The sequence below is a fragment of the Leifsonia xyli subsp. cynodontis DSM 46306 genome (assembly GCF_000470775.1).
Lineage (GTDB): Bacteria > Actinomycetota > Actinomycetes > Actinomycetales > Microbacteriaceae > Leifsonia > Leifsonia cynodontis.
In genome coordinates this window covers 1-26,341 of the sequence record NC_022438.1, presented here as the reverse complement: position 1 = coordinate 26,341, position 26,341 = coordinate 1, and the positions used below count along the sequence as shown (strand labels likewise).

Annotated in this window: 21 protein-coding genes, 2 tRNA genes and 3 pseudogenes; 8 read left to right on the top strand and 18 right to left on the bottom strand. The window is 63.7% G+C overall.

The annotated features are described in order from the left end of the window. The first annotated feature begins 1 nt into the window (after position 1). From O159_RS00130 to pknB, 3 genes are all read left to right on the top strand, one after another. Entirely contained in the window at positions 2-1,456 is a 1,455-nt protein-coding gene (locus tag O159_RS00130) for a peptidoglycan D,D-transpeptidase FtsI family protein (protein WP_021753756.1), read from the top strand. Next, positions 1,453-3,168 (top strand): serine/threonine protein kinase, encoded by a 1,716-nt coding sequence (locus O159_RS00125; protein ID WP_043993387.1) that lies wholly within the window; start codon positions 1,453-1,455, stop codon positions 3,166-3,168. Before O159_RS00130 ends, O159_RS00125 begins: the two co-directional genes overlap by 4 nt. A 72-nt stretch (positions 3,169-3,240) precedes the next feature. After that, on the top strand, positions 3,241-4,938 hold the full coding sequence (gene pknB, locus O159_RS00120) for a Stk1 family PASTA domain-containing Ser/Thr kinase (RefSeq protein WP_144267482.1): 1,698 nt from the start codon (positions 3,241-3,243) through the stop codon (positions 4,936-4,938). 26 nt (positions 4,939-4,964) lie between these two features. Here pknB and O159_RS00115 read toward each other — a convergent pair whose 3' ends face one another. From O159_RS00115 to O159_RS00105, 3 genes are read right to left on the bottom strand one after another with little or no spacing between them, the layout of a single operon-like run. Next, complete coding sequence (locus O159_RS00115; RefSeq protein WP_021753753.1) at positions 4,965-5,603, bottom strand: anthranilate synthase component II; 639 nt, start codon at positions 5,601-5,603, stop codon at positions 4,965-4,967. Continuing rightward, positions 5,600-5,758, bottom strand: a complete 159-nt coding sequence (locus tag O159_RS14785; protein ID WP_043993386.1) for a hypothetical protein — start codon at positions 5,756-5,758, stop codon at positions 5,600-5,602. The genes O159_RS00115 and O159_RS14785 overlap by 4 nt, the downstream gene beginning before the upstream one ends. 4 nt (positions 5,759-5,762) lie before the next feature. Beyond that, on the bottom strand, positions 5,763-6,581 hold the full coding sequence (locus tag O159_RS00105; protein ID WP_236609501.1) for a class E sortase: 819 nt from the start codon (positions 6,579-6,581) through the stop codon (positions 5,763-5,765). A 107-nt stretch (positions 6,582-6,688) separates the two neighbouring features. Between O159_RS00105 and O159_RS00100 the strand changes: the two genes are divergently transcribed. Further along, the gene (locus O159_RS00100; RefSeq protein WP_021753751.1) at positions 6,689-6,949 is read left to right on the top strand and encodes a cell division protein CrgA; all 261 of its coding nucleotides are present in this window, start codon (positions 6,689-6,691) and stop codon (positions 6,947-6,949) included. Positions 6,950-7,113: 164 nt separating this feature from the next. Further along, positions 7,114-7,972, top strand: a pseudogene (locus O159_RS13545) (IS5 family transposase). A gap of 98 nt (positions 7,973-8,070) precedes the next feature. Here O159_RS13545 and O159_RS00090 read toward each other — a convergent pair. Both O159_RS00090 and O159_RS00085 read right to left on the bottom strand, forming a co-directional pair. Continuing rightward, positions 8,071-8,928 (bottom strand): rhomboid family intramembrane serine protease, encoded by an 858-nt coding sequence (locus tag O159_RS00090; protein ID WP_043993385.1) that lies wholly within the window; start codon positions 8,926-8,928, stop codon positions 8,071-8,073. Positions 8,929-8,951: 23 nt separating this feature from the next. Continuing rightward, complete coding sequence (locus O159_RS00085; RefSeq protein WP_021753748.1) at positions 8,952-9,491, bottom strand: peptidylprolyl isomerase; 540 nt, start codon at positions 9,489-9,491, stop codon at positions 8,952-8,954. Positions 9,492-9,612: 121 nt separating this feature from the next. Here O159_RS00085 and O159_RS00080 point away from each other — a divergent pair, with 121 nt between their 5' ends. Continuing rightward, complete coding sequence (locus O159_RS00080) at positions 9,613-10,170, top strand: hypothetical protein (protein ID WP_021753747.1); 558 nt, start codon at positions 9,613-9,615, stop codon at positions 10,168-10,170. 80 nt (positions 10,171-10,250) lie between these two features. Here the strand turns inward: O159_RS00080 and O159_RS00075 are convergent, their stop codons facing one another. Beyond that, positions 10,251-10,673 (bottom strand): NUDIX hydrolase, encoded by a 423-nt coding sequence (locus O159_RS00075; protein ID WP_021753746.1) that lies wholly within the window; start codon positions 10,671-10,673, stop codon positions 10,251-10,253. Between the two features lie 49 nt (positions 10,674-10,722). Between O159_RS00075 and O159_RS13540 the strand changes: the two are divergent. Beyond that, positions 10,723-11,587: pseudogene (locus O159_RS13540) on the top strand (Fpg/Nei family DNA glycosylase). Positions 11,588-11,638: 51 nt separating this feature from the next. Here the strand turns inward: O159_RS13540 and O159_RS00065 are convergent. Further along, positions 11,639-12,700 carry a restriction endonuclease gene (locus O159_RS00065; protein ID WP_144267480.1) on the bottom strand — a complete coding sequence of 354 codons (1,062 nt, stop codon included), beginning with the start codon at positions 12,698-12,700 and terminating at the stop codon, positions 11,639-11,641. 125 nt (positions 12,701-12,825) lie between these two features. Between O159_RS00065 and O159_RS00060 the strand changes: the two are divergent. Beyond that, positions 12,826-13,824 (top strand): annotated as a pseudogene (locus O159_RS00060) (IS481 family transposase). Here the strand turns inward: O159_RS00060 and O159_RS13535 are convergent. From O159_RS13535 to dnaA, 11 genes are all read right to left on the bottom strand, one after another. Next, the gene (locus O159_RS13535) at positions 13,821-15,059 is read right to left on the bottom strand and encodes a DNA cytosine methyltransferase (RefSeq protein WP_081689766.1); all 1,239 of its coding nucleotides are present in this window, start codon (positions 15,057-15,059) and stop codon (positions 13,821-13,823) included. The pseudogene O159_RS00060 and the gene O159_RS13535 sit on opposite strands and share 4 nt — an antisense overlap. A gap of 129 nt (positions 15,060-15,188) precedes the next feature. Continuing rightward, positions 15,189-15,261: transfer RNA gene (locus O159_RS00050), tRNA-Ala, on the bottom strand. Positions 15,262-15,273: 12 nt separating this feature from the next. Beyond that, positions 15,274-15,350 (bottom strand) — tRNA-Ile (locus O159_RS00045). A 57-nt stretch (positions 15,351-15,407) separates the two neighbouring features. Next, entirely contained in the window at positions 15,408-15,821 is a 414-nt protein-coding gene (locus O159_RS00040) for a DUF3566 domain-containing protein (protein WP_021753739.1), read from the bottom strand. After that, on the bottom strand, positions 15,811-18,387 hold the full coding sequence (gyrA, locus tag O159_RS00035) for a DNA gyrase subunit A (RefSeq protein ID WP_021753738.1): 2,577 nt from the start codon (positions 18,385-18,387) through the stop codon (positions 15,811-15,813). The genes O159_RS00040 and gyrA overlap by 11 nt, the downstream gene beginning before the upstream one ends. Positions 18,388-18,430: 43 nt before the next feature. After that, a complete protein-coding gene (gene gyrB, locus O159_RS00030; RefSeq protein WP_021753737.1) occupies positions 18,431-20,428 on the bottom strand; it encodes a DNA topoisomerase (ATP-hydrolyzing) subunit B in 1,998 nt (665 codons plus the stop codon). Between the two features lie 123 nt (positions 20,429-20,551). Next, a complete protein-coding gene (locus O159_RS00025; RefSeq protein WP_021753736.1) occupies positions 20,552-21,028 on the bottom strand; it encodes a DUF721 domain-containing protein in 477 nt (158 codons plus the stop codon). Further along, the gene (recF, locus tag O159_RS00020; protein ID WP_021753735.1) at positions 21,025-22,185 is read right to left on the bottom strand and encodes a DNA replication/repair protein RecF; all 1,161 of its coding nucleotides are present in this window, start codon (positions 22,183-22,185) and stop codon (positions 21,025-21,027) included. Before recF ends, O159_RS00025 begins: the two co-directional genes overlap by 4 nt. Positions 22,186-22,191: 6 nt before the next feature. Then, entirely contained in the window at positions 22,192-23,079 is an 888-nt protein-coding gene (gnd, locus tag O159_RS00015; RefSeq protein ID WP_021753734.1) for a phosphogluconate dehydrogenase (NAD(+)-dependent, decarboxylating), read from the bottom strand. 37 nt (positions 23,080-23,116) lie between these two features. Next, positions 23,117-24,262: a DNA polymerase III subunit beta gene (gene dnaN, locus O159_RS00010; protein ID WP_021753733.1), complete on the bottom strand. Its 1,146-nt coding sequence runs from the start codon at positions 24,260-24,262 to the stop codon at positions 23,117-23,119. Between the two features lie 437 nt (positions 24,263-24,699). Next, positions 24,700-26,115, bottom strand: coding sequence for a chromosomal replication initiator protein DnaA (gene dnaA / locus O159_RS00005; RefSeq protein ID WP_043993383.1), 1,416 nt, complete (start codon positions 26,113-26,115; stop codon positions 24,700-24,702). Positions 26,116-26,341: the final 226 nt, after the last annotated feature.

Here is a 26,341-nt window from a genome sequence, read left to right as displayed (position 1 = left end):
GATGAACCGCGAGATCAAACGCGTCAGCACGGTCGTGCTGGCGATGTTCCTCGCCCTGCTGGTGTCGACCTCCATCATCCAGGTGTTCCAGACGGATGCGCTGGCCGCGGACGCACGCAACACCCGCGCGCGGAACGACAGCTACGCGGCCCAGCGCGGCGCCATCCTCGTCGCCGGCCAGCCGATCGCCCAGTCCGTCCCTTCGACCGATATGTACAAATGGCAGCGCGTCTACTCGAACGGCCCGCTCTACTCCGCCGTCACCGGGTTCTACCCGCTCAACGGCGAAGCGACCGGGCTCGAGGGCGCTCTGGACGACAAGCTGAGCGGCACCTCGAACTCGCAGTTCTTCGACCGCATCAACGCCGTCCTCACCGGCAAGAACCCTCAGGGCGCCAGTGTGGAGACGACGATCGACCCGGTGGCGCAGCAGGCCGCGTGGGATGCGCTCGGCGACCAGCAGGGCGCCGTGGTGCTCCTGGAGCCGAAGACCGGCCGCATCCTCGCGATGGTCTCGAAGCCGAACTACGACCCGAACACGCTCGCCGGCCATGACACCGAAGCCGTCAACGCCACCTACCAGCGCCTGATCGAAGCCTCGGGCGATCCGCTCATCAACCGGACCATCGGCGGCGATCTCAACCCGCCGGGCTCGACGTTCAAACCCGTCATGAGCGCTGCGGCCTTCGGCAGCGGCGACTACACCGAGAACAGCCAGCTGCCCAACCTCGCGTCGCTCCAGCTGCCCGGCTCGCCGACGATCGTCAAGAACGACTCGCTCTCCACTTGCGGCCCGGGCGATACCGTGTCGATCGCGACCGCTCAGATCCTCTCCTGCAACATCCCGTTCGCGGAGCTCGGAATGCAGCTGAAACCACAGGTCATCAAGGACCAGGCCGACAAGTTCGGCTTCAACCAGTCGCTGAGCATCCCCATCCCGGTGGAGAAGAGCACCTACCCGCTGTACACGGACCCGGCGCAGCGCGCTCTGGGCTCGTTCGGGCAGATGGACGACCAGGCGACCCCGCTGCAGATGGCGATGGTCTCCGCCGCGGTCGCGAACGGCGGAAAGCTCATGACCCCGAACCTGGTGGACTCGATCCGCTCGGCCGACCTACAGACGATCGAGAGCTTTCAGGCGAAGGAGTTCTCTCAGCCGATGAGTCAGTCGACCGCTGACACGATCAAGCAAATGATGGTGGACGGCGTTGATCGTGGTGTGGCAAGCAATGCAAGAATAGACGGGGTTCAAGTCGGCGGGAAGACGGGAACGGCGCAGAACGGGGTGAACGACCCGTACACGCTGTGGTTCACCGGATTCGCGCCGGCCGATGACCCTCGATTCGCTGTGGCAGTTGTCGTGGAAAATGGCGGTGGACGTGGTCAGAGCGGCACAGGCAACCAGATTGCCGCGCCGATCGCGAAGAAAGTACTAGAGGCGGTGCTGAATAAATGAGACCCACAGCAGGGCTCACCTTCGTAGGACGATACGAGCTGCAGTCGCGGATCGCGATCGGTGGGATGGGCGAGGTCTGGCAGGCCACCGATCTCGTCATCGGCCGCACGGTGGCGATCAAGATCCTCAAAGACGAGTACCTCGGCGACCCGGGCTTCCTCGAGCGTTTCCGCGCCGAGGCCCGTCACGCTGCGCTTGTCAACCACGAAGGCATCGCGAACGTCTACGACTACGGCGAAGAAGAGGGCAGCGCCTACCTCGTGATGGAGCTCGTGCCCGGGGAAGCGCTCTCGACGATCCTGGAATGCGAGCACATCCTCAGCACCGACCGCACGCTCGACATCGTCGCGCAGACCGCCGCCGCGCTGCATGCGGCGCACACCGCCGGTCTCGTTCACCGCGACATCAAGCCGGGCAACCTGCTGATCACGCCGGACGGCCGGGTGAAGATCACCGACTTCGGCATCGCGCGCATCGCCGACCAGGTGCCGCTCACCGCGACCGGTCAGGTGATGGGGACGGTCCAGTACCTCTCGCCCGAGCAGGCGTCGGGCCATCCGGCCTCACCGACGACCGACATCTACTCGCTCGGCATCGTCGCGTACGAGTGCCTCGCCGGCCGGCGACCGTTCACCGGCGAGTCGCAGGTCGCGATCGCGATGGCCCAGATCAACGAGGCTCCGCCGGAGCTCCCCGCCATCGTGGCCGAGCCGGTCCGCAACCTCGTCTTCACTTGCATCGCGAAGAACCCCGCCGATCGCCCCTCTTCCGCCGCGCACCTCGCCCGCGCCGCCCAGGCGCTGCGGAGGGGGGATGTGCGTGCCGCCGCCGCCTCGGTCCCCGCGATCCTCGGCGCGGCCGCCGCGACCGACACCGCGACCGTGCTCATGACCTCGCCAGGCGGCGCGGCGACCCAGGCGACGGCCATCCTGCCTTCCGCCGCCGGTCAGAGCGCCGGAGAGCAAACGACAGACGAGGAGGCGGAAGAAAAGAAGCGCAGTCCCTGGACGTGGCCGCTCATCGCGCTCATCGCTCTGCTCGTGCTCGTCCTGATCGGCACGATCATCGCACTGCTCGTTCAGCCGAACGGCAAAACCCCGGCGGCCTCGACCAGCACGACCCAATCGGCCCCGTCCACAACACCGACGCCGGTGGCGACGACCACCCCGACCAGTACGACGGCTCAGATCGCCGAGGGGGATTTCGTCGGCCTGACCGCCGACCAGGCACGCCAAAGGCTCGACACTCTCGGCATGGTGACCGACGTCCAGACCGGCAGCGCCGCAACCGACAGCTCGAAAGTGAGCACGGTCTACTCCGTGAACCCGACGGGCCCGGTTCCGAAGGGCACTACGGTCACGGTGAAGGTCTATGGGCCGGTCACCCCGATCCCGACTCCGGGCGACAGCGTCACCGTCCATCCGCCGTCGGGCCAGGGCACGGCAAACTCGCAGATCGTGGTCTCGTTCGGCTCCGCGATATGCCCGGCCGGGCAGAACCTCATAGGTCGCGCGCTCTACATCAACGGCCAGAAGCAGACGCCGGTGAACGACACCAAGTTCACCTGGTCGCCCAGCAGCGCCGGTGACTACTCGCTGACCTACACCATCTTCTGCAACCAGGGCGAGTCGGTCGAATCGGCGCAGTCGGCAGCGGCGGACTACAAGGTGCTCCCCGCCACCGGACCGGTCAATCCGCCGTCGTCCCCCTGACCCCCACACGAGGGAGTTGCCCAGAATCAGCCCGCTAAACTAGCCAGAGCCACCCGCCGGAAGGAGTTCGCTTTGAGCCCAGATAGCCGCCTGCTCGCAGGCCGATATCAGGTGGGCGAACTCATCGGGCGTGGTGGGATGTCGGACGTCCACCGGGGAACGGACACCCGCCTCGGCCGCACGGTCGCCATCAAGCTCCTCAAACCGTCGCTGGCAACCGACCCGTCGTTCCGCACGCGGTTCCGGCAGGAGGCCCAGGCAGCGGCGCGTATGGCGCACCCGACGATCGTCCGGGTCTTCGACGCCGGCGAGGAGACCGTCCGCGAGGCCGACGGCCACGAAGCGCAGCTGCCCTTCATCGTCATGGAGTACGTCGACGGCGTGCTCCTGAAGGACCTCATCAAAGCCGGCACACTCGAGACCGAAGAGACTGTCCGGATCACCGAGGGCATCCTCACGGCCCTCGAGTACTCGCACCGCGCCGGCGTCGTACACCGCGACATCAAGCCTGGCAACGTGATGATCGCCAAGTCCGGGCAGGTCAAAGTCATGGACTTCGGCATCGCCCGCGCGATCAGCGACTCCTCGGCGACAGTCGCCCAGACGACCGCCGTGCTCGGAACCGCGAGCTACTTCTCGCCCGAGCAGGCCAAGGGCGAGTCCGTGGACGCACGCACCGACCTCTACTCGACCGGTGTCGTGCTGTTCGAGATGCTGACCGGTCGACCGCCGTTCCGCGGCGATACCCCGGTGGCGGTCGCTTACCAGCATGTGAGCGAGACCGCCGTCGACCCAAGCACGATCAATCCCAAGGTGTCACCGGCGATGGATGCCGTGGTGGCGCACTCCCTCGCCAAAGACCGCTTCGATCGTTTCCAGACCGTTGCGGAGTTCCGCACCCATCTCGAAGAGGCCGTCGCCGGCCGTGTCCCGCACCAAAAAGAGACCGACAAATTCTCCAAGACACTGTTCGGCGCCCCGCCGAGCGCGGTCTCCGGCCCGGAGGCGGCATTTCGCCAGCTGGCGGAGGACCAGACGATGACCAGGACGCAGCGCCGTCCCCCGGTCATCTGGATCTGGGCGGGCGTCGCGGTCATGGCGGTGGTCATCGTCGCCGTGCTCGCGTGGGTGCTCCGCCTCGCACCGAGTGTGACCATGCCCGAGACCTCCCGCGAGGTGCCGAGCCTCACCGGCCAGACGCTCGACGCCGCCACCAAGCAGCTCGAGGGCCTCCGGCTGAAGTGGACACAGACGACCGAGACGAGTTCCACCTATCCCGAGGGCCAGATCATGCGCACAGATCCTGCCCCCGGCATCGTCGTGGCCACCGGCGACACCATCAATCTCTTCGTTTCCTCCGGCAAGAAGACGGTGACCGTACCCGATGTTCACAACATGACGGTGGATGCGGCGAAAGCCGCCCTCGAAGCCGCCGGGCTCGCTCTCGGTCCGACGACGACCGAGAGCTCGGCAACGATCGGCGCGAACATCGTCCTGTCGTCCACTCCGGCCGCGGGCGGCTCCGCGCACGAGGGTGACTCCATCGCGCTCACGGTCTCCAGCGGCAAAGTCACTCTGACCGATCTCACCGGTCAGTCGATATCGGCAGCCACCGGCGTCTTGCAGCAGCTGGGGCTCACGGCGCAACCGAAGGCCGACCCCAGTTGCCCGCAGGACAAGGGCGCGCCGATGGTGCGCACCCAGTCCGTGACTCCTGGCGACGTTCCTCAGGGCACCACGGTCGAACTGACCTACTGCACCGGAAGCTGAGCGGAGGGCTCAGCGGAACGGGTGTGTCAAGCTGTGCTTGACGCGCGGGTTGAGCGAACGCGCTGTCCCGCCCCGCCGGTGAGCCCGGCCACCTCTAGCCAATTGCCCAGCATTCGGTAGCCGCCCTCGGTGAGCACCGACTCCGGGTGGAACTGCACCCCGTAGATCGCCGCGGTCCGGTGCTGCAGTGCCATGATGACACCGCCCAGCGTGCGCGCGGTGACAACGAGCTCCTCGGGAAGGGTGCCGTCCACGACCGCCAGAGAGTGATAGCGCGTCGCTGTGAAAGGCTGGGGGACCCCGTCGAAGAGAGTGCTGCTGTCGTGCTCGACCAACGAGGTCTTGCCGTGCATCAGCTCTTCTGCGTTGGTGACGACGCCACCGAAGGCCTCCGCGATGGCCTGGTGTCCGAGGCAGACGCCGAGCAGCGGCTGCCCGCTCTCGAAGGCTGCTGTCACAGCCGGAATGGACACACCGGCGTCCGAGGGTTTGCCCGGGCCGGGTGAGACGAGCACAGCGTCGTACTCGGCCAGCCGGGCCGTGAGGCTTTCTACAGGGATGTCGTCGTTGCGGACAACATCTGTCTCGGCACCGAGCTCAAGCAGGTAGCCATTCAGTGTGTATACGAAGCTGTCGTAGTTGTCGATGACGAGAACACGAGTCACGGCCCCACGGTACCTTCCTGAGGGCCCAGAAGCGAATCCACCCAGGGGAAGACCCACATCACAAGGCAGAAAAGCACCGCCGCCATCAGGACGAGCAGAACCAGAACACGCAGCCAGATCGGCCCGGGCAGGATGCGCCAGAGAGCTCCATACATTTTTTCAGCCTCCGTTCACCGCTGCCACGATCTCAGTCGGAATGTCTTGAGCGGGAGCGAAACTCTCGAACACGTTGTATGCGATCAAGCGTTCCCCCGCGTGGAAGGGCGGGTTGCAGGTCGTGATGGTCATCAGCCGCTCCACCGGCTCCACCTCGGGATGCCGTGGAACCGCAGCGATCACCTGGATGGCCGACGGCTGGACATACTCGAAATTGCGGAACACATACGTGTACCAGCCGTCTTTCGTCTGCACATAGATCCGGTCGCCGATCTGCAGCTTCGACAGGTCGATGAAGGCGTTGCCCCATCCCGAGTCGTGCCCTGCGACGGCGAAGTTGCCGATCTCGCCCGGCATCTGCGTGTCCGCGTAGTGCCCGACACCGGCCGTGTAGCTGTTGAGCACTCGCTGCACGTCGACGGTCTGGCGAATGCTCCGCTTCCACTCGACACCGAGCCTCGGGATGTAGAGCACCGCGAAGGTCTCGTAGTCCGCCGGTTTCGTCATCACAGGCGGGGTGATGGTTCCGTCCTCCGAGGGCGTCGAGGTGGGCGCTGGGGCCGTGAGCGCATCGTTGATCCATTGCTGGCTCTGGTCGGCCGCTGCCGATGTCTGCTTGCCCGCCATGACCAGATTGTTGAACCAGAGCTGCCAGCCGAGAAAGAGCCCGACGAGGACACCGGCCGTGATCAGCATCTCGCCCATGACCCCGAGGAAGGTGATTCGAGGCGCGGGGCGGGTCTTCTCCGGCATGGACCTTCTGCTCGCTCGGCCGCCGCGCGGCCGTCGCAGCTCGGGTTCGGGCTCGGTCGGAGTGGTCATATAGCAAATTCTACGATGCCCGGGGGTCTGCAAGCCGGGTATTCCCCGGGAACAGCAGTCGATCGGACTAGCAAACCCTCAGACCGGTCCCGCTACACTTGTGTGCTATGGCACGCAGCAAGTCGAAGACAAAGCTCGAGCGCTCCGCCCGCCCCGAGCGCAGTTCGCTGGCCTCCGGCGAAGAAGCGCCCAACCCGGTCTGGTTCAAGCCTGTCATGTTCGGCTTCATGCTGCTCGGCCTGGTCTGGATCATCGTCTTCTACGTGAGTCAGAACCAGTACCCGGTTCCCGCGCTGGGGCCGTGGAACATCCTCGTCGGTTTCGGCATCGCCTTCATCGGCTTCCTCATGACCACTCGGTGGCGCTAGCCGCCTCCGCTGCCGGTGAGAGCCCGGTCGATCCGCGAGATCGACCGGGCTCTCACCGGTTCCAGCCAATTATTCACAGCGCTCATCCACACTGTTAAGAGCCAGGGGAACTCGTTCTCCCCACTGTTAATAAGAGGTGGTTTCAGTAGTCGGCGTGGCGGTGGTTGTTGTGGCTGGTTAGCGGGGATGCTGGTCGAGTGTCGACGCTTGCTGAGGATCGGTTCATTACGGATATGTTGTGGGAGCGGCTGGAGCCGTTGATTCCGCCTCGGCCGCCTGTGGTCAATGGGCGGGCTGGGCAGCCTCGGGTTCCTGACCGGAAGGTGTTCGCTGGGATCGTGTTCGTGCTGCTGACGGGGATCCCGTGGAGAAGCTCCCGCCCGAGTTGGGGTATGGGTCCGGGGTCACTTGTTGGCGGCGTCTGCGTGAATGGTCCGAAGCGGGCGCGTGGGATGCACTGCGGAAGATCATGCTCGACGAACTCGGCCAGGCTGGCATGATCGACTGGTCAAGAACCTGCCTGGACTCCGTAAGTGTCCGGGCGAAAAGGGGGGCGATCTCACTGGACCTAACCCCACGGATCGTGGGAAACGGGGCACCAAGTACCATGTCCTGACCGACCGCAACGGACTCCCGCTGCATGTGGAGATCTCCGGCGCCAACCGACACGACTCCATGCTCGTGGAACCTGTGTTAGACAACATCACCGCGATCAAGGGCGTCGGCCGCGGTCGGCCCAGACGCCGCCCGGTTATCTTCCACGCCGATAAGGCTTACGACAACCGCCGCGTCCGCTGTTACCTGCGTTGTCGTGGGATCAAGGCACGCATCGCACGAATCGGAGTCGACTCCAAACAGTGACTGGGTAAACACTGTTGGGTAGTCGAACGCACCATGGCCTGGATCCTCGCCTTCCGGAAACTCGCCACTCGCTACGACCGCACCGCCTCAACGATCACGGCGCTCGTCGCTCTAGCAATCGCGATCACCAGCGCCCGCAAACTCACCAAAAACGACTACTGAAACCACCTCTAAGCCTGTGGAGAGTTACAACCGTGTAATTATCCCCACTGTTAATAAGGCTGTGGATAACTTATCCACGTTTGTGGGAACCCGCTCGCTTAGAAGAAATGCAGCAGGCTGACCACGATGAGCAGCGCGCAGAGCAGAACGGTGATCGGCAGCTGCCAGCGCCGGCCGCTCGGCTTCCGCGTCTCGACGTAGATCAGTCCGAGCAGCAGGCCGCCGATGAATCCGCCGACGTGTGCCTGCCAAGAGATGTTGAGACCGGGGATGAAGCCGACCGCCAAGTTGATGGCGACCAGCACAAGAATCTGCGTCGCGTTGCCCCCCAGCCGCCGCTGAATGATGAAGAACGCCCCGAACATCCCGAAGATCGCGCCAGAGGCGCCGAGCACCTCCTGACCGGGAGGAGTGATCAGCAGGACAGCCAGCGAACCCGCGAAACCGGCGATGAGGAAGAGCGCGGCGTAGCGCAGCCGGCCGAGCATCGGCTCGAGGACCATCCCGAAGACCCACAGCGTGTACATGTTCAGCGCCAAGTGGATGAGGTTCGCGTGCGCGAAGAGCGACGTGAGCATCCGCCACGGCTCGAACGCGATCAGCGGCGACAGCGAACCGGACGGGTAGGAGTACGCACCCGCATAGACCAGTGCGTTCATGATCTGCCCGCCGACGATCGGCGCATTCTGCAAGAGGAACACCACCACGCAGACGGCGATGATCGCGTAGGTGACGACCGGGGCGCCCGGCGCGGTCGCCCGGGTGAGCCAGGCTGGTTTCGTACGCGGTGCTGTGGCGCGCTGCTGGGCCATGCACTCGGGGCACACGACGCCGACGGCGGCCGGCGTCTGACACTCCCCGCAGATCGTCCGTCCGCACCGCTGGCAGAGCACATAGCTCACACGATCGGGATGCCGGTAGCAGGTGCTCACCGGCACGCCGACGGGCTGAGACATCGTTCAGCTCCGCCTGTCCGCTCTCAGACCTGCTCGATCTCGACCGACTCGATGACGACGTCATCGAGCGGGCGGTCACCGGCATCGGTCGGGACCTCGGCGAGCTTGTCCACGACCTTGCGCGAAGCGTCGTCCGCGACCTCGCCGAAGATGGAGTGTTTGCCCTGCAGCCACGTCGTCGGACCGACGGTGATGAAGAACTGCGAGCCATTGGTGCCGCGTCCCCCCGGGCTTCCTGCGTTGGCCATGGCGAGCATGTAGGGCTGGGTGAAGTCGAGTTCCGGGTTGATCTCGTCGTCGAACTGGTAGCCCGGCCCACCGATGCCCTGTCCGAGCGGGTCGCCGCCCTGGATCATGAAGCCGGGGATGATTCGGTGGAAGATCACGCCGTCGTAAAGCGGAGTGTTCGTCTTCTCGCCCGTGGCCGGATGCGTCCACTCGATCTCACCGGTCGCCAGCCCCGCGAAGTTCCCGACCGTCTTCGGAACGTGGTTGCCGAAGAGGTTGACCTTGATATCTCCGTAGTTAGTGTGGAGCGTGGCGACAGCGGTGTGCTTAGACATGGCATCAATTCTTGCACAGGGCCTGTGGAAGCCCGGGGCCCGGTCCGGGCTCTCGGACCATCCCCAGGGCTTTCGGTGGCAAGATGGAGTCAGTTCGCCACCGACGCAATGGAGGTCCAGGATGAGCCTGACACGGAAGCGCAAGAAGGAGCTCAAGCGACTGCGCAGAAGCGCCGAGGAGCTGTGGGGTCGTCAGCAAGAGGTGCTGTCGAGCGCGAACGCTCTCGCCAGCGAGGCCAAGAAGCAGGCCGCCCACTACACCCGCGAGGAGATCGCGCCGCGCGTCCGTGACGGCTACGACAGCTATGTGCGTCCCGCGGCGGAGTCTACCCGCGCGAGCGCCAACCGCTACATCGGCATCGCCCGTGACCGCATCGTGGGCGATGTCATCCCCGCGGTCGGCACCGCGGTCGGCACCGCGCTCTCGGTCGTGGACCACGCCCGAGCGGCTCGCTCGGCCGCTTTCGCCGGCGACATCAAAAGGGCCGGCAGGGAGCTCACCCGCCGCACTTCGGTCGCGAAACAGAGGTCCGGCCCCGACGGCGGCACCATCATCGCGGTCGGCCTCGGTGTGATCGCCGCGGCCGGGCTCCTCTACGCGGTCTGGCAGACATTCCGTGCCGACGACGAACTCTGGGTCTCCGATGAGGAGCCCACCACACCGCCGGTCTCCGAGTAGAGTGCGGCGTCTGCGCCGGCCTCGCCAGCCCTTTCGGAAGGAAACCGCTCACGGTGCGCCGGCGACCGGGCGCTACGCAGTCATCCGCGGGTCAGCCCGGCCATGCTGAGAGCTGCGTCGACCAGGTCGACGCGGTGGCTCGGTATGCCGTCGAGCGGAAACCACGCCGCTTCATCGGTGGAACCGCCGACTTCGTTGGTGAGGATGCCGCCGATCACCCTGGCCCGGTAGACGATCCGGAGCGCGTGGAGGGGTCCTGAGCGCAGTGCGAACCGCTCCTCGGCCGGGATGACCTTGGAGTCGAGGCCGAGGAGTTCCTCCGTTTCGGCCTCGAAGCCGGTCTCCTCTGCGATCTCGCGCACCACAGCGTCCACCGGGTCCTCACCCGGTTCGATGCCGCCACCGGGGAGCGTCCACCCCGATCGGCCGCGCTCGTTCCAGTGGGCGAGCAGAATACGGTCCCCGTCCACGATGACGCTATAGGCAGCGATCCTGATATCCACTCTGGTCACACTACTGCCGGATCTCCGTGAATGGAGGCAGGATGGGCACGTGCCCGAACTGCCGGAAGTCACAGCCCTCGCCGCCGACCTTGAGAAGCGGCTGAGCGGGCATGTGATAGATCGGCTCAGTGTCGTCGCGTTCGCCGCTCTGAAAACATTCGATCCCTCACCTGATGCTCTTCACGATGCCACGATCACCGGCGTCTCACGTCACGGTAAGTTCCTCGACATCGCGGCGGGGGAACTACACCTCGTCATCCACCTCGCCCGCGCGGGCTGGGTCCGCTGGCGTCAGGGTCCGCCGCCAGCACCCACCGGCCGACCGTCGAAGGGACCGCTGGCGGCCCGCCTGGTGTTGGAGGACGGGAGCGGACTCGACATCACAGAGGCCGGCACCAAGAAGAGCCTGTCTATCTCCGTGGTCCGCAATCCCGCCGAGGTCCCCGGCATCGCCCGGCTCGGACCCGATCCGCTCGACCCCGCATTCACACGGGACGTTTTCGCCGCCATCCTCGCCGAACAGGGTCGTGCCCAGATCAAAGGCGTCCTCCGCAACCAGAGCCTCATCGCCGGAATCGGCAACGCCTACTCCGACGAGATCCTGCATGTCGCGAAGATGTCCCCCTTCAAGCCCGCCGCTCTGACCGATGACGAACTCGATCGGCTCTATGCCGCCGTCCAATCGACGCTCCGGGAGGCGCTCGCCCGTGCTGACGGCCTCGCCGCCTCGGAACTCAAGACCGAGAAGAAGTCCGGCCTCCGTGTTCACGGGCGAACGGGCCAACCCTGTCCCGTCTGCGGAGACACCATCCGCGAGGTGATTTTCGCAGACTCCACGCTGCAGTACTGCCCGACCTGTCAGACCAGCGGCAAAACCACTGGCGGATCGCGTGCTCTCCCGGCTGCTCAAGTAAGAGTCCACCAGGAACCGCAACACGATGCCCAGCACGTCATTTGGCGGCCTCTCAGTCGACCCCCGGAAGGAAATCGCCGCCTTCATCCGGGATGGCGTCGAGGCTTTCAGACGAAATCTCGGCTTTGTCTCTGCGAATCGTGATCACGGACCGGCCCACCGCAATATCGATGTCATTTCCTCTGTCTGTGAGCGACAGAGCAGGCAGCGGGCCACCATCGAGCGCGCGATAGATGTCATCGAGTGGCTCGCGTATGTACCTCTCCAAGAAGACAGCCATCTCTGGCCCTGCCTCGGTCTTGAGGTGGTTCCACGCTTCATCGCCAAGATAGGCTTCGCCACCATTGGACGTGAAAGCACGGACCAACTCGTCGAGCTTTGGATTCGGAGTGGGATCGAGAACGACAAGGACAGGAACATATCCCGACATTCTCGCTTCGGTGGGAAACAGCAGTTCTTCGCCCCAGCGGCCCTGGCCGCTTGCCGCGATCGTCATTCGCAACTTGATCTCGTATGCGCGTCGCTCCTTGAGGCTGTCGACCTGGCGGCCTCCCTTGCCGGATTCCCGTCGCACCGGACTCTTCGCTGCCGAATAGGGGACACCGCCAATTGCCCCGGCAATGACGGGCTCGAAGAGGTATCCCGTTTCTTGCGCAGCTCTATTGTCCAAATCATAAAGCCATTTTCGCCACACGAGCATTGTCGCCAGCGAGTGCGGTGTCATCTGACCGTACTGGAGGAGGCCTCTCGGGGCGACTTGATCCATCGAATCGAGGGGCTGACTGGACAGAACGCGCTGATATTTCAAGCGTGCCTTGTGGATAGCGGCAGCGCAAGCGATAAACGTCTCCGCCTCAGGGTTTGCGCGAATGACGCGCTCGAAGAGCACACGCGGATCTTCACCGTCCAATGCGAAGTCCGCAGTGAACTCTGGATCGTATAAGTTCGGCACCCCCGCACGAGGGATGTCAACCACATCCCCAAGCCCCAATTCGGACGCAGCGATAAAGATCAATCCTCGAACTGCGTCCTCCGACAGGGAGACCGCTTGCCCCGACGATGACGTCTGACGCAGCATGGTGTATGCGGCTGATTGTGCCGTTGTCAAAGCCATGGTTCTGTCCTAGGTGTGCTGCTCAGGGCAGTTGGTTGAGGTGTGACGCGATAGATGGGTGAGGACCTCCCGGTCGAGAGTGGGGCTGTCTAGTTTCCCTGCACTCGATGACTTAGGAGGTCCTCGTGACCCACGCTAATGCTGCTTTGACTCCTCGCGAATGCCTCCGCCTGGCCCGCCAAGTCGTCGACGACGGCTGGTCCGTTGCTGCGGCGGCGACCTACTTCCGAGTGTCCTGACGCACCGCGGACCGATGGGCTCGTCGTTACGTGGAGATGGGCGAGGCGGGAATGCTGGACCGTTCGTCACGGCCGCATCACAGCCCGAACAAGACCCCGCGAAGACTGGTCCGCAAGGTCGTGCATCTGCGGTGGAAGAAGCGGCTGGGACCAGTCGGTATCGGCGCCCAGCTCGGCATGCCCGCCTCGACCGTTCACACGGTCCTCTCCCGGTGCCGGATCAATCGGCCCAGCCACGTCGACGTCCGCACCGGCGAACCCGCCCGCCGCTACGAGCACGAGCATCCCGGATCGATGATCCACGTCGACATCAAGAAACTCGGCAACATCCCCGACGGTGGCGGCTGGCGCTACGTCGGACGTCTCCAGGGAGAGCGGAACAAGGCCATCACCGCGAAGCGGACCGGGAAACACGGGATCACCGGCGACATGATCACCGGCACAGCGTTCGTTCATACCGTCATCGACGATCACTCCCGTGTCGCTTACGCCGAGATCCACGACGACGAAACCGCCGCCACTGCAATCGCTGTTCTGCGTCGAGCGGTCGGCTGGTTCGCCAGCCGTGGCGTCACCGTCGAACAGGTGCTCTCCGACAACGGCTCCGCATACCGCTCATACGCCTGGCGCGACGCTTGCGCCGAGCTCAGCATCCAACCGAAACGCACCCGGCCCTACCATCCGCAGACGAACGGCAAGATCGAACGCTTCCACCGCACCCTCGCCGACGGCTGGGCATACGCCCGGCACTACAACTCCGAATCAGCCCGCCGCAACGCACTCCCGGCCTGGCTGCACTCCTACAATCACCACAGGCCCCACACCGCCATCGGCAGCCAGCCACCCATCAGCAGATTGACCAACGTCCCTGAGAAACACACCTAGAAGAGTGCGAGCGCGGACTTTGCGACCCTGTAACGCTGGTCAACCATTTTGACGACAGGGGCGAGCGCTGGGCTCATCGCTTCAGCGTTCGTGCTTCGAAAGTCGATGATTCCGGGATCTAAGGAATCCAAAGGCTGTGCCACTGTAGCCTGCACTGCTGAGGCCAGTTCCGCAGCAAACTTCGGAGGGATCGCATTGCCGATCATCGTGGCCACATCCGCTTTTGTACCGATGAACCTGAACGCGTCGGGGAAAGTCTGAAGCGCCGCCGCCTCACGGAGCGTGAGTGTCCGATCCCTTGAGGGATAGACGAACTCTCGCATTGCAGCACCTGTGATCCCCTTGGAGGGCTCATCCGCTCGCAATCGACGCAGACCGATGGGGGCGCCACCACGACGCTCCGTTGGCATCCCATCGCGAACACGACGGTTTGCCCGCGCTGCCCAACTCCGATGCTGCAAATGTTCGGGAAGATCGCGCATCGTCTTACCCTGCTCAAGGGCTCGAATTCGAGCCAGCTCAAGCTCACCGGGCTCTCGGACGACAGCCAAGGGATCACTCCGACTCGTGGAGACTTTCGCAAGCGCTTCCGCAGCAGTCACAGTGGGAGGGAGACCATGGCCCACCCTCCAGGCACCGGGAGCGCCTAACGCGCTGTTCGTCGGTAGCATTTGCTGTGGAACGCGCCCGAGCGCAGCGATAACGAGCACGCGCTTACGCAGCTGAGGAACGCCGAAGTTAGCCACATTGAGCTTCTCAAGGCGTATGACATAGCCTGCCTCAATGAGTGGGTCGAGCAGATCGACGACGTATTTTCCTTCCGAGGCTGTGAGGAATCCTTCGACATTCTCAAAGACAATAGCGGGCGGCCGAACCTCAGCGGCCAACCGTGAGTACCATCCCACTAATGTGTTGCGCTCGTCGTTCATAGAGCGTGCCCCTGCCGAAGAGAAACCCTGGCAGGGTGGCCCGCCTGCGACGAGATCGGGTTGCGTACCGCCGCTGGCAGCGATCAGGTCTGCAGCCGAGAGGTCGCGCACATCCGCCTCTGCGAAGGTGTGGCCCGGAAAATTCGCCCGATACGTCTCGGCCGCAGGCTTCCACACATCAGAGCCCAGGCATACATCGAAGCCTCTGCTGGTCAGCCCATAGGTCAAGCCCCCGGCACCGGAGAACAAATCGACCGACCGGAGGGGAACTGCTGTCTCAGATGAAAAGGGTGAGACGGTGGACATGGCTTGAGTCTATCGAGGGAGGTCTCTCGATCCCGGGTCTACCGGGGCCATTGCCCAGTGTCTCTGACACGGTTCGAGGCAGGAAGAAGGAGCGCGACATATTTATGGGCGCCCGAAAGAGAACAAGTGTGGAGCCTAGGAGATTCGAACTCCTGACATCCTGCTTGCAAAGCAGGCGCTCTACCAACTGAGCTAAGGCCCCGGGAATGGTGAATGGTGGGGATACGAGGACTTGAACCTCGGACCTCTTCGTTATCAGCGAAGCGCTCTAACCGCCTGAGCTATATCCCCGAATGAGCAACAGACAAGAGAATACCCGAAATGCCCGTCGGCACGAAATCGCGCCGATCAGTTGTTGGTGAAGCCCACGAGGAGCCCGCCGGTGATCTTCACCGACAGGTTGTAGAGGAGGGCGAACACGGCACCGAGGGCTGTGACCACGACGACGTCCAGGATGGCCACGACGAACGCAAAGCCCATCATCTGCCCCAGACCGAGAACGGAGCGCAGGTCTCCGCCACCCGCGCCGGAGACGTCCTTCACCAGGCTGTTGATCTGGTCGAAGATCCCCGTACGGTCGAGCACGGTCCAAATGAGGAACGTCCCGACGATCGCGATGATCGCCAGACAGATCCCGGCGAGGAAGGAGAGCTTCACGGTCGACCAGAAATCGATGTAAACGAGCTTGAGCCGCACCTGCTTGGCGGATGCGGGTCGTCGCGACGACTTCTTCGCGAGCTTCTCGGCGACGCTACTGCTCATCTACGGTTTCTTCCTTCCCGCCGTCACCAGCGTCCTCCCCGGTGACCGTTTCCGTGTCGGCAGACGAGTCTGCATCAGTTACCTGGGAATCGAGGTTGCGTTCGGTGTTTTTCGCCAAAGCGATGATCTTGTCGGTCTCAGCGAAGCGCGCAAAGACGACACCCATCGTGTCGCGGCCCTTGGCGGGTACCTCGGCCACGGCAGAGCGTACCACTTTGCCACTAGCAAGAACCACAAGGACCTCGTCGTCTTCCTCCACGATGAGGGAGCCCACCAGATCTCCCCGATCGTCGCTCAGCTTGGCGACCTTGATACCGAGTCCGCCACGGTTCTGGAGGCGGTACTGGTCGGCGGCGGTGCGCTTCGCATAGCCGCCTTCAGTGACCACGAAGACGTACCCCTCGTCGGAGACGACCGACGCATCCAGCAGACTGTCGCCGCCGCGGAAGTGCATCCCGATCACACCGGAGGTCGAGCGCCCCATCGGTCGCATCGCCTCATCGGTCGCGGTGAACCGGATCGACATGCCCTTGCGGGAGACGAGCAGAAGGTCGGAATCCTCCTGCACCAGCAGCGCGGAGACGAGTTCGTCCTCGTCACGCAGCTTGATCGCGATGATGCCACCGGAGCGGTTGGTGTCGTACTCGCGGAGCGCCGTCTTCTTGATCAGTCCATCCCGGGTGGCGAGCACGAGATACTGGGCGGCCTCGTAATCGCGGATGTCCAGAATCTCCGCGATCTCCTCGTCCGGCTGCAACGCGAGCAGGTTGGCGACGTGCTGGCCCTTCGCGTCGCGGCCGGCCTCCTGGACTTCGTAGGCTTTCGCACGGTAGACACGGCCCTTGTTCGTGAAGAAGAGGAGCCAGTGGTGCGTTGTGGTGACGAAGAAGTGGTCGACCACATCCTCACCGCGCAGCTGCGCGCCTTTGACGCCCTTCCCGCCACGATGCTGGGAGCGGTAGTTGTCGCTTCGCGTGCGTTTGATGTATCCGCCGCGGGTGACGGTGAGGACCATCTCCTCTTCGGGGATCAGATCTTCGATGCTCATGTCGCCGTCGAAGCCGAGCATGATCTCGGTGCGGCGGTCGTCGCCGAAGCGGTCGACGATCTCGGTCAGCTCCTCGCTGACGATGGAGCGCTGACGGTTAGAATCCGCCAAAATCGCCTTAAACTCGATGATCTGACGCTCGATCTCGCCGTGCTCGTCGATGATCTTCTGGCGTTCGAGCGCGGCTAGGCGGCGCAACTGCATCGCCAGGATCGCGTCGGCCTGGATGTCATCCACCTCCAGGAGCGACTTCAGCCCTTCGCGTGCTTCGTCCACGGTCGCCGACCGGCGGATGAGGGCGATCACCTCATCCAGCGCATCGAGCGCCTTGAGATAACCCCGCAGGATATGCGCCCGCTCTTCCGCCTTGCGCAGCCGGAAGCGGGTGCGGCGGACGATGACCTCGATCTGGTGGTCCACCCATGCGGTGATAAAGCCGTCGATCGCAAGCGTACGCGGAACATTGTCCACGATCGCCAGCATGTTCGCGCCGAAATTCTCCTGCAGCTGGGTGTGCTTGTAGAGGTTGTTCAGCACGACCTTGGCTACAGCGTCTCGCTTGAGCACGATGACCAGGCGCTGACCGGTGCGGCCGGAGGTCTCGTCGCGGATGTCCGCGATTCCGCCGACACGGCCGTCCTTCACGAGCTCGGCGATCTTGATCGCGAGGTTGTCCGGGTTGACCTGGTAAGGGAGTTCCGTGACGACCAGGCACACCCGGCCCTGGATCTCCTCGATGCTCACGACGGCCCGCATCGTGATGGAGCCGCGGCCGGTGCGGTAGGTGTCCTGAATGCCCTTGACGCCGAGGATCTGAGCGCCGGTCGGGAAATCCGGTCCCTTGATCCGCTTGATCAGCTCCTCCAGGAGCTCCTCGCGGGAAGCCTCCGGGTGGGCGAGATGCCAGAGCGCGCCCTCGGCGACCTCGCGGAGGTTGTGCGGCGGGATGTTGGTGGCCATGCCGACCGCGATGCCGACCGAGCCGTTGACCAGCAGGTTCGGGAAGCGGCTGGGGAGCACCGAAGGCTCTTGCGTGCGACCGTCGTAGTTGTCCTGGAAGTCGACGGTGTCCTCGTCGATGTCCCTGACCATCTCCAGGGCGAGCGGGGCCATCTTGGTCTCGGTGTACCGAGGGGCGGCCGCGCCGTCATTGCCCGGTGAGCCGAAGTTGCCCTGACCGAGCGCGAGCGGATAGCGGAGGCTCCACGGCTGCACCAGCCGCACGAGGGCGTCATAGATCGCGGAGTCGCCGTGCGGGTGGAACTGCCCCATCACATCGCCCACGACGCGCGCGCACTTCGAGAACGCCTTGTCGGGCCGGTATCCACCGTCGAACATGGCGTAGATCACGCGTCGATGAACCGGCTTCAGCCCGTCTCGGACCTCCGGCAGCGCGCGGCCGATGATCACGCTCATGGCGTAGTCGAGGTACGAGCGCTGCATCTCCGATTGCAGGTCGACCTGGTCGATCTTGCCGTGGATGCCGAAAGCGGCGCCGGCGTTCTCTTCGTCGGTCACGATGTTCTCTCCCGCGAGTCCCGTCTCATCAGATGCTGATTGGTCAGATGTCAAGGAACCGCACATCCTTCGCGTTCTTCTGGATGAACGAACGGCGGGACTCGACATCCTCGCCCATCAGCGTGGTGAAGATTTCGTCGACCGCGGCTGCGTCGTCGAGCGTGACCTGGAGCAGCGTGCGGGTCTCCGGGTTCATGGTGGTCTCCCACAGCTCCTTGTAGTCCATCTCGCCCAGACCCTTGTATCGTTGCACGCCGTTGTCTTTCGGGATGCGCTTGCCTGCGGCGAGGCCCTCGGCGAGGAAGGCGTCGCGTTCGCGATCGGAGTAAACGTACTCGTCGTCGGCGTTCGACCACTTGAGCCGGTAGAGCGGCGGCTGGGCGAGATACACATACCCGAGTTCGATGAGCGGGCGCATGTAGCGGAACAGTAGGGTGAGCAGCAGGGTCGTGATGTGCTGACCGTCCACATCGGCGTCAGCCATCAGCACGATCTTGTGATAGCGCGCCTTCTCCGGGTCGAAGTCTTCGCCGATACCGGCGCCGAAGGCCGTGATCATCGCCTGTACTTCATTGTTCGCGAGCGCGCGGTCGAGGCGGGCTTTCTCCACGTTCAGGATCTTGCCGCGGAGGGGGAGGATGGCCTGTGTCTCCGGGTTCCTGCCCTGCACAGCCGAACCGCCGGCCGAATCGCCCTCGACGATGAAGATCTCCGACAGTGTCGGGTCCTTGGACTGGCAATCTTTGAGCTTGCCCGGCATCCCGCCGCTTTCCAGCAGACCTTTGCGTCGGGCGGTCTCGCGGGCTTTGCGCGCGACGATGCGCGCGGTCGCAGCCTGAAGCGCCTTGCGGATGATCTCTTTGGCCTGGTTCGGGTTGCGGTCGAACCAGTCGGCGAGCTGATCGCCGACCACTTTCTGCACGAAAGCCTTCGCCTCGGTGTTACCGAGCTTGGTCTTGGTCTGCCCCTCGAACTGCGGTTCGGAGAGCTTCACCGAGATGACGGCGGTCAGGCCCTCGCGAACATCGTCGCCGGAGAGGTTGTCATCTTTGTCTTTGAGGATGTTCTTCTCGCGGGCATACCGGTTCACGAGCGTGGTGAGCGCGGCGCGGAAGCCTTCTTCGTGCGTGCCGCCCTCGTGGGTGTTGATCGTGTTCGCATAGGTGAAAACAGACTCGTTGTAGCTCGTCGTCCACTGCATGGCGACTTCGAGAGCGATCTTGCGATCGGTGTCCTCCAGCTCGAACGAGATGATCTCGTCATGCACGACCTCCGCCTTCTTCGCGGCGTTGAGGTAATGAACGTAGTCGGTCAGGCCCTTCTCGTAGAGGAACACCTCGCCCCGGGGTTCGGATTCCTCGTCCACCTGTCCCTCGAGGCTCCCCAGTGCCGTGCGCTGATCGGTGATCGCGATACGGAGGCCCTTGTTGAGGAACGCCATCTGCTGAAAGCGGGTGCGGAGTGTGTCGTAGTCGAACTCGACGGTCTCGAATGTCTCCGGGCTCGGCCAGAAGACGATGGTCGTTCCGGTCGCTTCCGTCTCCTCCCCCTGTTCGAGCGGCGCCTGCGGAACACCATTGCGGTAGCTCTGCCGCCAGACATGTCCCTGCCGACGGACCTCGACGTCCAGCCGTGTCGACAGCGCGTTCACCACGGAGCTTCCGACGCCGTGGAGCCCGCCGGAGACGGCATAGCCGCCACCGCCGAACTTGCCTCCGGCGTGCAGGATAGTGAGCACGACCTCTACGGTCGACTTCTTCTGCACCGGATGCTCGTCCACCGGGATTCCGCGTCCATTGTCGAAGACACGGACCGCGCCGTCCGGCAGGATCGTCACCTCGATGTTGTCAGCGTGACCGGCGAGAGCCTCATCGACGGAATTGTCGACGATCTCGTAGACCAGATGGTGAAGACCGCGGGGGCCGGTGGAACCGATGTACATACCGGGTCGCTTGCGGACGGCTTCGAGACCTTCGAGGACCTGGATCTCATTCGCGCCGTAGTCGTGTTCCGCCTCGGCCCTGTTCGGTTCCATCGTCATATGAAATTAGGCTCCTGACCGCACTCAACAGTGACTGTCCATTCTACCAAGCATGTCGGAAGTAATTGCCCGAAATCGCCCGTCTGACGCGTTTTCTTCGCTCGGACGACTTCTTTTATGCACTCAGCCGTAAGTATCGCGCGGACCGCGCCCTGGAATCGACCTGGAGCCGTGATTCCACGAGGGGGCGTGGGGACCGCGAAGATGGATCGTCTGGATGTCCGCATCGGGGAAGCGCTCTGCGGCCTTCCTCAGGAGTTCGGTTCGCAGCATGCCGAGCTGTGTGGCCCAGGCCGTCGTCTCGCAGCGGATGACGAGGGCGCCATCGGTGATCCCCTCCGGATACGAGTGCTTCGCGTTCTCCTCACCGGCGAGCTCCACCCAGCCCGCCATGAGGTCGGACTTGGCGAGCGCGCTCGTCCAGCCCATTTGCGAAGCGAGCGAGTCCACGACCTCCCCGAGGCCGCGCGGGTCCCGGCCGGCTCCGAACGGCTTAGTCGCTGCGGAGTCCGCTTCGGCCTCCCGCCTGCGGCGCGATCGTGAGACGGTTCCGGTGAAGAGCGCTTTCATCCGGAGGTAGACGCTGGAAGCCTCGCTCATGACGGCTCCACGATGGCGCCCGCCTCGATGCGGACGGTGTGCGCGGCGAGCTCGGCCGGCACATCCTCGTACACGGCCGCCGTGATGAGCACCTGCTCGTAACCGGCGACGGCGGTTGCGAGCATCCGGCGACGGGCCCGATCGAGTTCGGCGAAAACATCGTCCAAGATCAGCACGGGATCGCCTGTCACCGACTCCCGGCGGAGAAGCTCGGCCGACGCGAGTTTGAGCGCGAGAGCGAACGACCAGGACTCACCATGGCTCGCATAGCCTTTGGCCGGGAGTCCGTTCAGCTCGAAGAGTACATCGTCGCGGTGCGGCCCGACCAGTGTGAGACCGCGCTCGAGCTCTTTGCGGCGCACACCGGCGAGAGCCTGACGGAACACCTCGGTCGTATCGCCAGCTACGGAGGTTATGTCGGCGACGGAGTCGTCATCCTCCTCGTCTTCGACGCGTGCGCCGCGGATGGTCAGCTGGGGCAGCAGCCGGGGATGATGGTCGTCTCCGGCGACGGACCGATACGCCGCGACAAGGGGATCACTGAGTCGAGCCACGAGATCGAGTCGCGCAGTGATGAGTTCCGCGCCGAGTGTCAGGAGCCGATCGTCCCAGATGTCGAGAGTGCCCAGCTGATCCTCACGGACACGGGACGCGCGCGCCGACTTCAGCAGAGTGTTCCGCTGTTTCAGCACCCGCTCGTATTCGGCGATCACCGCTGACAAACGCGGATTCCGCTGGATGAGGAGCTGGTCCAGAAAGCGCCGGCGGACACCGGGTTCCCCACGAACGAGCGCCAGATCCTCCGGAGCGAACAACACGCTCGAAAAGTACCGCGGTAGCTCCCGCGGCTTGATCGCGGCACGATTGGCCTGAGCACGATTGGCCGCCCCGCGGTTTAGCTGCACCTCGACCAGAAGCTCCCGCCCGTCGTGCTGGATGCGCACCCGGACAATGGCGGACTTAGCCCCTTGGCGGATCATGGCCTGTTCGCTCGACACCCGATGCGATCCGAGAGCGCTCAGGTAGCCGAGCGACTCGACCAGGTTGGTCTTTCCCTGGCCATTGCGGCCGACGAACAGATTCGCACCGGCCGCGAAAGGAACCTCCGCGGTGCGATAGTTGCGGAAGTCGGTCAGGGAGAGGTACGTAACTCTCAAGGAGGGTTAGTCCACGGCCTTCACAGCGTGCCCGCCGAACTGGTTGCGCAGCGCGGCGACGGCCTTCATCGCGGGCGAGTCATCCTGACGCGAGACGAACCGAGCGAAGATCGACGCGCTGATCGTGGGAACGGGGACAGCGTTGTTCAGAGCCTCTTCGATGGTCCAGCGACCTTCGCCCGAATCCTGCACGAAACCCTCGATGTGCTCGAACTCCGGGTCCTCTTCGAGAGCGCGGACCAGCAGGTCGAGGAGCCAGGAGCGCACGACCGTGCCACGCTGCCATGCCTTGAACGTGCCGGTGACGTCCTTGATGATGTCCTTGCGGGTATCGAGCAGCTCGTACCCCTCGGCGTACGCCTGCATGAGTGCGTACTCGATCCCGTTGTGGACCATCTTGGCGTAGTGCCCCGCACCGACCTCCCCGACGTGGACGAAGCCCTCATCGCGCGGACCCTCCGGACGCAGAGCGTCGAAAACCGGCATGACACGCTCGATCTGTTCTTTGGAACCGCCGACCATCAGACCGTAGCCGTTCTCCAGCCCCCAGATCCCGCCCGAGACCCCGGCATCCATGAAATCCACGCCCTTCGGCGCGAGCAGCGCGGCGTGTGCGAAGTCTTCGGTGAACTTCGAGTTGCCGCCGTCGATAACGAGATCGCCTTTCTCCAGCAGGGGCTCGAGGTCAGAGATGACGGAATCGGTGATCTGGCCGGCCGGAACCATCACCCACACCGTGCGGGGCGCGGGCAGCGCGGCGACCAGATCGGCCAGCGTAGCGACATCGGAAACCGCGGGGTTGGTGTCGTACCCGGTGACCTCGATGCCCTTCTTCTCCAGACGGGCGCGCATGTTGTTGCCCATGCGTCCGAGACCGATGAGACCGATATGCATGATTGTCTTTCTTCTCTCGTGGATGCGGAACCGGGTCCTATCGCAGGAGCAGGTTGGGCTGGAGCAGGTACTTGTAGGAGTCTGCCCCCGCTTGGTCTTTCGAGGTCTGGCTCGTGATGAGAACCGGACCCGGCTTGTTGGGATTCTCGGTCTTCGTGAAGGAGATGCGCACGAACTCCGAATGCACGGCGCCGAGACCGTCGAGCAAGAACTGCGGCTTCAGCGAAACCATCGTCTCCTGTCCTGTGAGAAGAGCATCGATGCTCTCCGATGCCTGGGCTTGTTCGGAACCGATCGCCTCCAGCGTGAGTCCATCGGCGGTGAAGGTGTAGCGGAGCGCGGCTTCCCGTTCGAGGACCAGTGAGACGCGTCGGGTGGCTTCCATCAGCTCGGCGGTGTTCATCACCGCGTGGTTGTCGACCTGGTCGGGGAAGAGCCGGCGGACCGGAGGGAAATTGCCCTTGATGAGGAGCGAGGTGACCGTCTTCCTCTCAGCCGTGAACGCGATGAGTTCGCGATCGTCGCGATTGGTGATCGCAATCGAGACGGTGCCCGAGTGCCCGAACGTCTTGCCGATCTCGGTGAGCGTCCGTGCCGGAACCAGCGCGGTCTTGGCCTCGCCTGACGTCGTGCCGTTGTCCCAGTCGATCTCCCGGACAGCCACACGGTAGCGGTCGGTCGCCACGAGCCCGAGGGTGTTGTCGCCCACTTCGAGCTGAACACCGGTGATCACCGGTGTCACGTCGTCCCGGGATGCGGCCACGCCGACCTGGGCGACCGCCTCGGCGAATTCCTCTGCTGGCACGAGTCCGGCTTCGCCGCTGACATCGGGAATGCTCGGGTATTCCTCCACAGGCATGGAAAGCAGCGTGAAATTCGCCGAACCGGCCTTCACGGTGATCTTCGACGCTTCCGTCGAGAACTGGACGGGCGCGTTCGGAAGTTTGGCCGCGATTTCCGCGAGCAGCCGGCCGGAGACGAGGACTCGACCCGGTTCCTCCACTTCGGCCGCGATCTCGGTCTGGGCTGAGACCTCATAGTCGAACGATGAGAGCTGGAGTCCGTTTTCCGTGGTCTCGATGAGCACTCCGCTGAGGATGGGCAAAGTCGTGCGCTGCGGGAGAAGTTTCACAGCGAAGGAGACGGCCTCGCTGAACACATCCCGGTTGGCTTGGAACTTCACGAACTCTCCCTGCTGGCGAAGTGGATACGAACGACACAAATCCTAGCCCCTGGGCTCAGACCGGGAGGTTGTGATTCTCTCGGGCCTTGAGATTATCGCCTGGGGCTTAAGAGAAGAGTTAACGATTAATGTTCTTAACCGCTGTGGAAACTGTGGATAACTCTGGAGATTCCAGGCCAGCACAGGGAACAACAAGGATGTGAGGTGTTGATAGCCTGGGGAATCCGCCTGTTCACAATGCCGCGGTGTCCGAGCACACGAGGCGTTCTCCTCACAGCTCCCCCGAATCCGTCCCCATTAATCGGACGACTTTCCGGAACTTTTCCACAAGTTATCCCCAGATGTTAATAACGGGCTGTCCCCACTCTGTGGATGGATCTGTGGATAACTCGACTCGGCGTACCGGTCTGTCGGCTGCGGAGCAGTGACTGCTTCTCTCAGCGATGGTTCTGCTTGATCCTGCTGGTGAGCTCGGTCACTTGGTTGTAGATCGAGCGTCGCTCTTTCATGAGTTCGCTGATCTTCTTGTTCGCGTACATCACTGTTGTGTGGTCCCGTCCTCCGAAGAGCTGACCGATCTTGGGAAGCGACAGATTGGTCAGCTCGCGGCACAGATACATCGCGATCTGCCGCGCCGTCGCGACCGCCTGCGAACGGCTGGAACCGTACAGATCGTCCACGGTGAGCTTGAAGTACTCCGCGGTGTTGGTGATGATGTCGGTCGGTGCGATCACATTGTCGTCGTCGAGCGTGATCAGGTCTTTCAGGACCGTCTGCACGAGAGGCATATCGACCGGCGTCCGGTTCAGGCTCGCGAACGCGGTGACGCGGATGAGCGTCCCCTCCAGTTCCCGGATGTTGCTCGAGACCTTCGAGGCCATGAACTCCAGGATGTCGTCCGGAACCTGGATCTTCTCGCTCTGGGCTTTTTTCCTCAGGATCGCGATGCGCGTCTCGAGGTCCGGAACCTGGACATCGGTGATCAGCCCCCACTCGAAGCGAGACCGCATTCTGTCCTCGAAACCCGTCAGATGCTTCGGAGGCAGATCGCTCGTGATCACGACCTGCTTGTTGTGATCGTGCAGTGTGTTGAACGTGTGGAAGAACGCTTCCTGTGTTTCCACCGCCCGTTGCAGGAACTGGATGTCATCGATCAGCAAGATGTCGATGTTGCGGTATCGAGCCTGAAAAGACGATCCCCGGTTGTTGGCGATGGAGTTGATGAAGTCGTTCGTGAACTCCTCGCTCGACACGTATCGCACGCGGATGCCCGGGTACAGGCTCATCGCGTAGTGACCGATCGCGTGGAGGAGGTGGGTTTTGCCGAGGCCCGAGTCCCCGTAGATGAACAGTGGGTTGTACGCTTTCGCCGGCGCCTCCGCTACGGCCACGGCGGCGGCGTGGGCGAAGCGGTTCGACTGCCCGATGACGAAGTTGTCGAAGCTGTATTTGGAGTTGAGACGGGTGTCGCCGTTCCGGAGTGGGGTCTCGGCCGGTGGTGCGACGGCGAGGGCCGCTGCATCCAGGTAGGGGGCCAGCGCTGGCTCAGGTTCGCCGATCGTGGAGAGCAATTCCTGCTGGATCTCCGGGTTGACGACGATCGCGAACGTCGTGACGGAGAGAGTGTTGTCGAGCGTGCCGATCGCATTGAGGAGGGGGACCCGGCTGCGCTGCTCGATCATCCCCCGCGTGAACTCGTTCGGCACCTCCAGGTAGAAGGTGCCGGCCATGATGCCTTTGGGTTCGACCAGGCTCAGGAATCCGTGCAGCTGCGGGGTGATGCGGTCATCGGTCTCGAGCTTGTCGAGCACGCTCTGCCATGCCGCAGAAATGGACTCTTCGCCGCCTGCCATCGTTCCCCGTCTTCGTGTCGTGTGGATACCGTCACCCCCGACGGGAGCGAGAGCCGGGCCTCGGAGAACTCGCGTCGGTTGAGGCACGGATGCCGCTGATGATTATTCACAGAGTTATCCACTGCTGCGTGTGCAGATACCGGAGCGATCTGCGCCCTTTTTGGGTTGGGCTGGGGATAACTTCGGTCCTCACGGTAACTTGTCCACAGGTTGAGGATCAAATTCG